The organism is Acinetobacter sp. B-6 (assembly GCF_056930735.1).
In genome coordinates this window covers 98,719-109,969 of sequence record NZ_JBXPBY010000011.1, presented here as the reverse complement: position 1 = coordinate 109,969, position 11,251 = coordinate 98,719, and the positions used below count along the sequence as shown (strand labels likewise).

Sequence of the window (11,251 nt, the reverse complement as noted above, 5' to 3'; positions counted from 1 at the left end):
AAATTTTCCACTTGGCATAGAAATTGAATCCAGCCTGTTAGGTATAAACAAAATCATGCATTTAAAAATGCACCAAAAGGTTTGGAGAAAAAATCATGTTCCAACAAAAAATGTTTTCAAAAACACTGTTAGTTGCTGCAATGATGGGGAGCATGGTATTGACGGGATGTTCAAAGCCTGCTGATAAAACTGACGCGAAACCAACTACCGCTGAAAACAAGGCACCTGCTGCAAGTGGCGACACGATCAAAGTGGGTATTTTACATTCACTGTCAGGAACTATGGCGATCTCAGAAACTTCGCTTAAAGACACGGCATTGATGGCAATCAATGAAATCAATGCAAGCGGTGGTGTGATGGGGAAAAAACTTGAACCTGTCGTGGTTGACCCAGCATCAGATTGGCCACTATTTGCTGAGAAAGCGCGTCAGTTGATTACCCAAGATAAGGTGGCGGTGATCTTTGGATGTTGGACATCTGTTTCACGTAAGTCGGTATTACCTGTTGTTGAAGAGCTCAATGGTTTGTTGTTCTATCCTGTGCAGTATGAGGGTCAAGAGCAATCTAAAAATATTTTCTATACAGGCGCCGCACCGAATCAACAAGCGATTCCAGCGGTTGAGTATTTGATGAGTGATGAAGGTGGAAAGGCGCAACGTTTTGTTCTGTTAGGTACGGACTATGTTTATCCACGCACCACCAACAAAATCTTGCGTGCATTCTTAAAGTCTAAAGGCGTCGCCGATTCAGACATTATGGAAGAATACACACCTTTTGGTCATAGTAACTATCAAACCATTGTTGGAAATATCAAAAAATTTGCTGCGGGTAAAAAAACCGCTGTGATCTCAACCATCAATGGCGATTCCAATGTGCCGTTTTATCGTGAATTGGGCAATCAGGGAATCAAAGCTTCGGATATTCCAGTGATGGCATTCTCAGTCGGAGAAGAGGAATTACGAGGTATTGATACCAAACCTTTGGTCGGGCATCTGGCATCGTGGAACTACTTCATGTCGGTGAAGAATCCAGTAAATGCAGAATTTATCAATAAAATGAAACAGTACGCAGTGGAATACAAACTACCGAATGCAAGCAAATTAGTCACCAATGATCCAATGGAAGCAACTTATGTCGGTATCCATATGTGGAAACAAGCCGTTGAAAAGGCTGGAACAACGGACGTGGATAAAGTGCGTGATGCAATGGCAGGTCAAACTTTCAAAGCCCCTTCTGGTTATACATTAAGCATGGATGCCACCAATCATCACTTACATAAGCCCGTCATGATTGGGCAAATTCGCTCCGATGGGCAGTTTGATGTGGTGTATAAGAGCCCTCAACCGATCAAAGCAGAGCCGTGGAGTCCGTATATTCCTAAATAGGCATTTTAAACCCCGAAGCTTGCTGTGTTTCAGCAAGCTTAACCCATGACCAAGATCTAGCGTCATTGTATTTCAACAAGAATAGGGGGAGTTGCGTATGTCGATCAGACTAAGTTTTGCAACACTTTTTTTTATGATTTCCCAGTTGTTCCTGATTCAAACTATTTCTGCTGAATCCTCACATACAGCGCCAATGGGAGCTGCATTAACCACACAAAAAGCTGCATCTCATGATGATGCAATTCAGCAATTTGTACGCGGAGATTTCGCCAGTCGCCGTGCAATGCTCAATCAATGGCCTGTCAGTATTGAACAACTTGACCAGTTGGTTGCTTATGTTGAAAAAGATCAACTCTACACCGATAGTTCAGGCAATACTTATTTGATGAAAGAGGGGGATAAATTATTCAGTTATCCCGATGAGCAAGCAATAACGGATTGGCCGGGTGATTTAAATCAAGTGACTTTGGTCAATACCCTACACAAAGCCTTGAGCTTTGCTCAAGCAAAAATCAAATTACAGTCTACAGATGTTTCACAGCGTCTTGCCGCGATTGATATTCTAGAAAACAACTTAGATGAGCTGGATATAAAAATGATCAATCAGCTTTATCTAGATGAAAACAATAATAAAGTCAAAGCACGTTTAGCACAGCTAAAGGCCAGAATGGATTTTAATAGCCCTGATACTTTGACCAAAATTCAAGCTGCAAAAACCTTAAAAGATTCTAATCGCCCTGATGTTTTAGCCATCGTTGAACAAGCGCTGACACAACCAAACTTAAACCCAGAATTAAAATCAGTATTGGTCAGTGCACAAAGCAGTATCAAAACACGAATCCAGGTCAGTGAATGGACTGGACATGTTTTTTCAGGTTTAAGTACGGCAAGTATTTTACTGCTTGCTGCTCTTGGGCTTGCGATTACCTATGGCTTACTGGGCGTCATCAACATGGCGCATGGTGAGTTGATCATGATCGGTGCTTACACCACTTATGTGGTGCAAAGCTTTTTTAAAACACATTTAGGTGCATATCTGGATTGGTATTTGATTGCTGCCATTCCTGCGGCTTTCCTTGTTAGTGCCTTGATTGGCATGTTGATAGAACGAACCGTGATTCGCCCTTTATATGGTCGTCAATTGGAAACATTATTGGCAACTTTTGGTGTAAGTCTCATCTTGATGCAATTGGTTCGAATGATCTTTGGTGCTCAGAATGTTGAAGTATCAAATATTTCATGGCTTTCAGGCGGTATTTCAATCACACCAAGTTTAATGCTGCCATACAACCGTATTGCGATTATCGTCTTTACCATTGCTGTACTGCTGTTACTGGTCTATCTACTCAATAAAACTCGGTTTGGCTTATTTGTTCGTGCAGTCACGCAAAATCGTCAAATGGCACGGGCTGTCGGGATTCGCTCGGCACGTATCGACATGATGGCATTTGGCTTAGGTTCAGGGCTTGCAGGACTTGCAGGCTGTGCTTTGGCACAAGTAGGTAATGTCGGTCCAGATTTGGGGCAAAACTACATTATTGATGCTTTCCTTGTCGTTGTGGTTGGTGGCGTCGGGCAGGTTTGGGGAGCAGTTTTGGCGGCGCTGGGACTTGGTGTCAGTGGAACAATTCTCGAAATCGGCATGGGTGCTGTGCTGGCTAAAATTATTCTCTTGGTGCTTGTGATTTTGTTTATTCAAAAACGTCCACAAGGTTTATTTGCCATCAAAGGTCGTTTTGTGGAGTAAATATATGAAAATCACTGCATTACTTTCAGATAAACCCTACAGTGCAATCGCGATCGCAATATGCTTTGCAGTGATGCTGATTTTACCGTGGTTCCATGTACTGCCACAGGATTCAAGTCTACATCTTTCAGCGTATTGGGTCACTTTGATTGGCAAAATCATGTGCTTGGCTTTGGTCGCACTGGCGTTGGATTTGGTGTGGGGTTATGCCGGCATTCTAAGTCTGGGGCATGGGCTTTACTTTGCTTTGGGCGGATATGCTTTTGGTATGTACTTGATGCGAGAGTCGGCAGGGGATCAACTTCCCGATTTTATGCGGTTTCTCAGTTGGACTGAATTGCCTTGGTATTGGGTTGGGACTCAACATTTTGTTTGGGCCTTGGTGTTGGTTGTTTTAGTCCCAGGTGTAATTGCCTTTATTTTCGGATTTTTTGCTTTTCGTTCCAAAATCAAAGGGGTGTATTTTTCAATTATTACCCAAGCCATGACCTTTGCAGCAGCATTGTTATTTTTCCGCAATGAGACAGGGTTTGGTGGCAACAATGGTTTTACTGGTTTCAAAACGATTCTCGGAATGGATATTACCTCCGCTTCTATGCGAGCTAGCTTATGCTTCCTGACGGCTGTGGTATTACTCCTGAGCTTTATAGGTTTACGCAGTTTAATGAATAAACCTTATGGTCGAGTACTGGGTGCGATCCGTGACAGTGAAAACCGTTTGCAATATCTAGGTTATCGAACACTTTGGTATAAGTTATCTGCATGGGTCATTTCAGCAGTTATTGCTGGAATTGCAGGTGCATTGTATGTACCGCAAGCAGGCATTATTAATCCAAGCGAAATGAACCCTGTCAATTCAATTGAAATGGCTGTCTGGGTTGCCGCAGGTGGACGGGGTACTCTGATTGGTCCGATTCTCGGTGCAGGATTAATTAATGGGGTAAAAACCTATTTTACAGTTGCCTATCCAGAAGCATGGTTATTGATTCTAGGTGCATTGTTTATTGTTGTGACTATTTTCCTCCCGAAAGGTGTGATCGGGTTATTTGAACGTTTCAAAAAAGGAGATCACTAATGTCAGCACTGTTATCAGACTTAGGTTTAAATGCTCAACATGGTGGTCAAATTGGTGAAGGTTACGGTCGCCCTAAAGCCGAAGGCGCCGATTTTAGCCATGGTATTGCACTGTATTTAGAAAAAGTCAGTGTGTGGTTTGATTCCTTTCGTGCCTTAAATGATTTGTCTCTTTATATTGAAGAAGGTGAATTACGCTGCATCATTGGTCCAAATGGTGCTGGCAAAACCACCTTGATGGATGTCATCACAGGCAAAACACGTCCAACAGAGGGTTCGGCTTTTTTTGGTCAAAACTATGATTTAGCCAAAATGAGTACCGAGCAAATTGCTGAAGCTGGGATTGGTCGTAAGTTTCAAAAACCGACTGTATTTGAAAATTTTACGGTCATGGAAAATCTGCTCCTTGCTGCACCTAAAGATAAAACGGTGAAAAAAAGTTTCTTCAGCAAATTAAGCCCTGATGCACAGTTGGCATTAGATGAATCTTTGCAGCAAATTCGTTTACAAGAGTTTATTCAAAAGCCAGCAGGTTTATTGTCACATGGGCAAAAGCAGTGGCTTGAAATCGGGATGCTATTAATGCAACGCCCAAAACTGATTCTGCTAGATGAGCCTGTTGCAGGCATGACCGATGCAGAAACCGAGCGTACTGCTGAATTATGTTTGGAGTTAAAAAAGAATCATACTTTGTTGGTGGTTGAACATGATATGAGCTTTATCGATACCATTAGTGAAAAAGTCACCGTGCTTGCACAAGGTGCAATACTCGCCGAAGGCACATTGGCAGAAGTTCAGGCGAATGAAGACGTGATTGAAAAGTATTTAGGGCGCTAAGGGGGGACGTATTATGTTGGAAGTTAAAAACATCAATCAATTTTATGGCGGAAGTCATATTCTCCGTGATGTTAGCCTCAATGCGCCAATCGGTGAATGCTCGGTGGTTTTGGGCAGAAATGGTGTAGGAAAAACCACCTTATTAAAATGTTTGATGGGGATCTTACCCATTAAGTCAGGACAGATTCTTCTAGATGGTCAAGATATTGCCAAAATGAATCCTGAACAACGGGTGAGAGCAGGGTTGGCTTATGTTCCACAAGGGCGGGATATTTTTTCTACGCTGACTGTGGAGGAAAATATTTTGATCGGCATGGCAAAATTTTCTGGCGCAAAAACCCGTAAAGTTCCTGAGCACTTATATGAAATTTTTCCAGTTCTCGATGAAATGAAACATCGCCGTGGAGGCGATTTATCAGGAGGACAGCAACAACAATTAGCCATCGCACGTGCTTTGGCTTCCGAACCTAAAGTGTTGATCTTAGATGAGCCTACGGAAGGTATTCAACCCTCAATTATCAAAGACATTGGACGAGTGATTCGAAAATTAGCGGATCGTGGAGAAATGGCGATTGTATTGGTCGAGCAATTTTATGATTTTGCTGAGGAGTTGGCGGATAATTATACGGTGATGGCGCGTGGTCAGGTGGTGGCACAAGGTATTGGGGAAGAAATGCCTGAAAAGGGGATTCGAGATTTAGTTGCCATTTAACAAAATCTAGAAAACATTTTGCCCACCTCCCTAAGTGAAGAGAGGTGGGGATTAAACCCTATATTATCGAGGTTCAACTTTCTGATAATAGCCCGTTGATGAAACATTCATCCCAAAGCCACAATCGGTCTGTTCAGTTAATTGTTCCACTTCAATAAAATTTCCTAAAGATGGGCTATAAGTAAAATTGATGGCAATTCGACAATTTTTATAACGATAGCTTGCTTTCTTCGCTTGAAGAGGCATTTCTGTTTCAAACTCACCAATATTAGGACCATAAATTAGGCTTCGAGGTCCCATCCATAAACCAGTGAATTCGATGTGATATTTCTGATCACGCTTTTTAACATTAACCCGATTCCACTCACCAAAACCGGCATAACTGACATATTCTCCGGTAAAGTCATTATTTGGTTGAGGGACTGCTAGCTTTTTTAAATTAAATTGACTGGTTTTTGTGGGTTTAATTTGAAACCATGCTCTTGCCCATAACGGTTGATTGAGTTTGCTATAGGTTAAACCCACATTATTATTGGCAATGTCGATGTCATTGTCTGAAACTTGGATGCCAGTTTCTTCTTGACCAACCGACTGACAAAAATCGCTCCAAGATGCTTGCTTTTGAAACTGATCAAGTGCCTTTTTATAGTTTTTCTGGTCGTAAAATTTTTGTCCCAATTTACGATATTGACTAAGTTTGGCACACCCTTGTTTGACATTTGGGTCAACATAGTCAGCAGCGTAACTTGATGTATGAAGGATCAGAGCCAATGGTGCCAGTAGGCTGATTATAATTTTATTCATAGATGCTCAGAAAGTAGGCAATATTATTCATTGTTATACAACAGATTTTGGAAAAGCCAAAAACAAAATGTGTGATTTTTCATCTTGAATTAACATCCAATTCTAATCAAGCGCTTTGGCTATAGAGATATATTTAATTTGCAAGAAACTTATTTTTTAATTTCACATGCTTAATGCTTCATCAAAATTAAGTTGCATCCACACCAAATCACGCCACATGCCAAATTTCTGACCAACCTGAGGCATATAGCCAGTTTGGATGAATCCGAGTTGCTGATGTAGATAGATTGATGCTGCATTCTCGTGATCGATTGCAGCAACCATGACATGTATGCCTTGTTGTTGTGCATGTTCAATGAGTTTGATCATGAGGCGTTTACCCAGTCCTTGCCGTGCATAGCTTGGATCAATATAAACAGAATGCTCTACAGTTTGTTTATAGCCATTGATTGCTCTGAAACTCGCATAATCGGCATAACCTGCAATCGCGTGAGTAGAGGTTTCTTCTGCCACAAACACGGGGAATCGATTTTGTTCCAGTTCTAAAAACCATTGTTGATAATCTTCTAAGGTTTTTAATTGACTATTCCAAGTGGCTAAACCTGTTTTAATTTCTTGATTATAAATATGCATGATCTCAGTCAGGTCTGAGGTTTTCGCAGGGCGGATCTGAAAATTCATGAATGTCGATCAAAAGAAAATTTGTCTGTTTATTTTAAAAAGATTTATTTTTAAGGGCAATAAAAAAGCAAGGTTGAACCCCTGCTTTTTTATCAATACCTAGACGATCAATTAAAAGTGATATTTCACAAGTGCGCTGACGTTATTTTCATCTTTGCCAGGAACGCCATATTTGTTATGCCATACAGAATGTTCAACACCAAGATATAGGCGAGTATCTGGAGAAATGTGTTTACCAGCATTCCATTTCCATTGTGTTGTCCAGTTTAATTCACTTGAGTGAGCAACTTGATCTTTTTCTGCAGTTGACCAATCTAGGAAACCATCTACTAAGAATTCTTCAGAAGCAATTTTGAATGGAATTCCATAAGTGAATGTCAATTGATAGTCATCTTCTTGGATTTCGTTATTGGCACGGTAGAAGTTTAATTGTGCATATTGGAAATATGGAATCGCTAAATCTACGCCAACACCATAGAGGTAGTTGTTCATATCTTTACCACCTTCCCAAGTGGTTGCGATCAATACATCTTTGATTGGACCAAGTTCAAGTTTTTTCCCTGAAACTGCACCTAAACTGAGGCGTGGTGAAACTTCAAAATAAGTGTCTGATTGACCACCACTGTTAGTACGGTCTGCAAATGCAAAAAAATCGCCGTATTTTAGCTTTGCTGCATACTCAAACGTAATTGTAGATTGTTTTTCATCTGGCGTTAATTCATAGTTTTCACCATAAAGACCGGTAATACTAAAATCTTGCCAAACTGGCGCAGCTTGAGCCATAGTTGCAGTTGAAGCGATTGCACAAATCGCAGCGAGATGTGTAAGTTTCATGAAAAATCTTTCCCCCAAGAAAAGCGCTTCAAGGATACAGATTCCGCGATAAAAATAAAGCTAAAAATAGATGGAATGTAAATAAATATGTAAACATCAAGTAGGGAAGTGTGTTGAAAAAGTGAATCTAAAAATAAATTAGAAAATGAACTTTTATATTCACGCAATCATCATCCTTTTATATAGAGTTGATTAATTTACTCAGGATTAATGCTAAAAAATTTAAAAAAATCATTAGATTATAAAGTAAAGTAACAAGATGTCATTTTTCATATTGTTTTCATAAAAAAGTTAAAAATCCGCTTGCATATTTTTCAATATAGCCTGATATTGAAGATATAAGAACACCTATCTGCAGATCATTAAAAGTGTTCATCTTTGCAATAGAGGAGTTAAGGTTCCAATTTATTGAAGGTGAAAAGCTGTTTTAAACAGTAGGCTTTGAATGAGCCAAAAATATAAGTTTTGCACTGTTTTAGATGAAAAAAGAGGTTTTTTTATGAATATTGAAATCCGTACAGATAAAAATATTAGAAATAGTGATCGTTTAATTACTTATGTACGCGACGAGCTAAATCAAGAATTCCAACGTCATAGTGAGCGTATTACCCAATTTTCAGTTCATATCAGTGATGAAAATGGGGACAAAGGTGGGGATGATGATATTCAATGTATGATCGAAGTGAAAGCAGCAGGTCTAAAACCGGTGGTGGTAAAACATCGAGCTAAAAATATAGATCTCTCGTTACATGGTGCGATCGATCGCGTAAAACGTAGCTTAGAGCATGTTTTGGAGAAAACTGAAAATCCACGTGGTGGTAAGTTAGAACTTGCAGATGCGGATGAAGCATGAGTAGAAAAAAGGCCTTAGGGCCTTTTTTTATGAATCAAAACAAAAAATGCGATGCACTTTGTCATAAGTTAACAATAAATGCCATTTAAACCAAAAAAATGAAGTATTAAATTTTTTCAAAGCTATTTTTAAAATATTCGTCATAATGTTGATAGGAATAGAATAGTGAGATCAAAATGTTATCAGCACAACAACAAGTCTTTATACAGGCTTTAGAAGATTTAGACCTTGCTCAAGTGAAACGTTTGCTCGCAGATGGGTTTGACCCTAACTTTATGGAGCCAGAAAAAGGTCCAGCAGTATCTATCTGGTCAGATGGATTATTTAAATGGTGGGAAAAAATCTGTGATGCTTATGAAGCAGGGCAGCCCCTAAGTGCGGAACAAAAAGCTCAAGATTTACAACCACATTTAGACATTTTAAATGCTTTGATTGATGCTAAAGCAAATTTTTATTTATGGGATGCAGAAGAGTGTTATGGTCCTTTATGGGATGCAGCAAGCGCAGCGTGTGTGCCGGTAATTCAAAAGCTGTTAGATCATAAAGTTGATCCTAATACCAAAGATGATGAAGGTAAAACCATTTTGTCATCGATCAGTGATTTGTTTTTTGATTGTGAATTTGATCAAATAGATTGGTCTCAGGCTTTACCTGAAGAGAAAGAATCTTTAGAGTTACTACGTAGTCGCGGTGCGAAAATGTCCAAAGAATTACCTTAAATTTTGAGTCTTCATATGGCAATTTTAAATAGAATCACATTAGCCCTTGCTTCGAGCCTAAGTATAAGCGCAATGGCAGCAGAATTTTCTTTTGATCGTCCTGGATCAGGTTTTGGAACAGGAATTACTCCAGTAGGTCAGTTGGCTTGGGAGCAAGGTCTACCAAGTGCAACCTACACTGAAACCCGAGTAGATGGCGCAAAAGCAAAAACTGTAACCCTCAATGGCGATATGCTACTTCGTACAGGTTTAACCTCAAGTATGGAATTGCAGTTAGGTTGGCAAGGTCCAGCTTGGACACAAACCAAGTATAGAGGCGTGAAAGACGATGACTCTGGTTTGGGTGATGTTTCTATTGGGATTAAAAAAGCCATTGATTTAAAAGATGATAAGTTGTCTATGGCGATCTTGGCAAAAGCATTGATTGCAACTGGCAATGAAGGTTTTTCTGAAGAAGACGATATTTACAGTATTGGAACATCTTTAGCTTACCAGTATAACGATTTGGTTAATACGGGTATCACTATGGACTATGCGGTGCAAGATGGTCATTGGTCAGTCACAGCTATTCCTACAGTGGGCTATAAAATTGCAGGCAATCTTTCGGGTTTTTCTGAATTTGTTTATTCAAAAACTGAAAGCAAAAATTATGAATATAGTCTAGGTTCAGGTTTGATCTATGCTGTGAATGAACGTACTCAGCTTGATGGCAGTGTCGGTGTTGATTTAAACGGTCGCGATCGTAGCTATAAAGCAGGTTTTGGTATTTCCTATTTATTCTAAGATAGGTCGTTCAGAAAAAAAGGAGCAGTTAAACTGCTCCTTTTTTTGTTGCTGAGTTTTTATGCTTTTAGATAGGCGAAAACTTGGTTATGCTCTTTTTAAAATGTAAATAAATAGAGGAGGATAAAAATGTTAGAACTCTTTATTGGTGATAAAAACTATTCAACTTGGTCTATGCGTCCTTGGCTTGTGATTCAACATTTTAACATTCCGTTCAAGGAGCGTTTAATCCCATTTGATCACTTCGACATGGACAGTCAATTTAAACAAAGTATTTTAAAAATTAATCCTACAGGCAAAGTGCCTGCTCTGGTTGATGATGGCTTTTTAATTTGGGACTCCTTGGCGATTTGTGAATATCTTGCTGAGAAGTTTCCTGAAAAACAGTTATGGCCACAAGAGATCAAACAGCGCGCACGGGCTCGGTCGATGTCTGCGGAGATGCACAGCAGCTTTACTGCGCTACGTAGTACATGCGATATGAATATTGATGCGGACTTAAAAGATATTGGTTTAAAACTTTGGCAAGATCATCCGGCGCTACAGCAAGATGTGTATCGTATTGCACAACTGTGGTCGGAGCGTCCACAGTTGGATGGTTTCTTATGTGGGGAGAGTTTTAGCATTGTGGATGCATTTTATGCGCCAGTAGTAATGCGTTTTATGACCTATGGAATTCCTGTAACAGACAACAGCCAGCGCTATATTCAAAAAATATTGACTGTACCGGCGGTGCAACAATGGATTGCTGAAGCACAGGCTGAGTTTAGATTTGTGGCATGCGAAGAGCAATATCGAACATTGTCTGACTAAATACCAAAG

12 protein-coding genes are annotated in these 11,251 nt (G+C 39.9%); 9 read left to right on the top strand and 3 right to left on the bottom strand.

The window, feature by feature from the left end:
* Positions 1 to 95 precede the first annotated feature (95 nt).
* From urtA to urtE, 5 genes are all read left to right on the top strand, one after another.
* Positions 96 to 1,385 (top strand): urea ABC transporter substrate-binding protein, encoded by a 1,290-nt coding sequence (urtA, locus tag AC1Z3T_RS14515; protein ID WP_419320224.1) that lies wholly within the window; start codon positions 96 to 98, stop codon positions 1,383 to 1,385.
* A gap of 97 nt (positions 1,386 to 1,482) precedes the next feature.
* Entirely contained in the window at positions 1,483 to 3,132 is a 1,650-nt protein-coding gene (gene urtB, locus AC1Z3T_RS14510) for an urea ABC transporter permease subunit UrtB (protein ID WP_483396715.1), read from the top strand.
* Between the two features lie 4 nt (positions 3,133 to 3,136).
* The gene (gene urtC / locus AC1Z3T_RS14505; protein ID WP_005035138.1) at positions 3,137 to 4,207 is read left to right on the top strand and encodes an urea ABC transporter permease subunit UrtC; all 1,071 of its coding nucleotides are present in this window, start codon (positions 3,137 to 3,139) and stop codon (positions 4,205 to 4,207) included.
* Positions 4,207 to 5,043: an urea ABC transporter ATP-binding protein UrtD gene (urtD, locus tag AC1Z3T_RS14500; RefSeq protein ID WP_004826035.1), complete on the top strand. Its 837-nt coding sequence runs from the start codon at positions 4,207 to 4,209 to the stop codon at positions 5,041 to 5,043. The genes urtC and urtD overlap by 1 nt, the downstream gene beginning before the upstream one ends.
* Positions 5,044 to 5,056: 13 nt before the next feature.
* Positions 5,057 to 5,755: an urea ABC transporter ATP-binding subunit UrtE gene (urtE, locus tag AC1Z3T_RS14495; protein WP_005035141.1), complete on the top strand. Its 699-nt coding sequence runs from the start codon at positions 5,057 to 5,059 to the stop codon at positions 5,753 to 5,755.
* Positions 5,756 to 5,818: 63 nt separating this feature from the next.
* On the opposite strand, the gene AC1Z3T_RS14490 is transcribed toward urtE, so the two are convergent.
* The 3 genes from AC1Z3T_RS14490 to AC1Z3T_RS14480 all read right to left on the bottom strand — a co-directional run bounded on the left by AC1Z3T_RS14490 (position 5,819) and on the right by AC1Z3T_RS14480 (position 8,074).
* On the bottom strand, positions 5,819 to 6,559 hold the full coding sequence (locus tag AC1Z3T_RS14490; protein WP_100886164.1) for a hypothetical protein: 741 nt from the start codon (positions 6,557 to 6,559) through the stop codon (positions 5,819 to 5,821).
* A 162-nt stretch (positions 6,560 to 6,721) separates the two neighbouring features.
* On the bottom strand, positions 6,722 to 7,240 hold the full coding sequence (locus AC1Z3T_RS14485) for a GNAT family N-acetyltransferase (protein ID WP_005035146.1): 519 nt from the start codon (positions 7,238 to 7,240) through the stop codon (positions 6,722 to 6,724).
* Positions 7,241 to 7,351: 111 nt separating this feature from the next.
* Positions 7,352 to 8,074, bottom strand: a complete 723-nt coding sequence (locus AC1Z3T_RS14480; RefSeq protein WP_004826043.1) for an outer membrane protein OmpK — start codon at positions 8,072 to 8,074, stop codon at positions 7,352 to 7,354.
* Between the two features lie 499 nt (positions 8,075 to 8,573).
* Here AC1Z3T_RS14480 and AC1Z3T_RS14475 point away from each other — a divergent pair, with 499 nt between their 5' ends.
* The 4 genes from AC1Z3T_RS14475 (at position 8,574) to AC1Z3T_RS14460 (ending at position 11,242) form a co-directional block, all read left to right on the top strand.
* Entirely contained in the window at positions 8,574 to 8,927 is a 354-nt protein-coding gene (locus AC1Z3T_RS14475) for an HPF/RaiA family ribosome-associated protein (protein WP_004826046.1), read from the top strand.
* Between the two features lie 176 nt (positions 8,928 to 9,103).
* Positions 9,104 to 9,646 (top strand): ankyrin repeat domain-containing protein, encoded by a 543-nt coding sequence (locus tag AC1Z3T_RS14470; protein ID WP_005035149.1) that lies wholly within the window; start codon positions 9,104 to 9,106, stop codon positions 9,644 to 9,646.
* A gap of 15 nt (positions 9,647 to 9,661) precedes the next feature.
* Complete coding sequence (locus AC1Z3T_RS14465; RefSeq protein WP_100886163.1) at positions 9,662 to 10,429, top strand: transporter; 768 nt, start codon at positions 9,662 to 9,664, stop codon at positions 10,427 to 10,429.
* 129 nt (positions 10,430 to 10,558) lie between these two features.
* Positions 10,559 to 11,242, top strand: coding sequence for a glutathione S-transferase family protein (locus AC1Z3T_RS14460; protein ID WP_100886162.1), 684 nt, complete (start codon positions 10,559 to 10,561; stop codon positions 11,240 to 11,242).
* Positions 11,243 to 11,251: the final 9 nt, after the last annotated feature.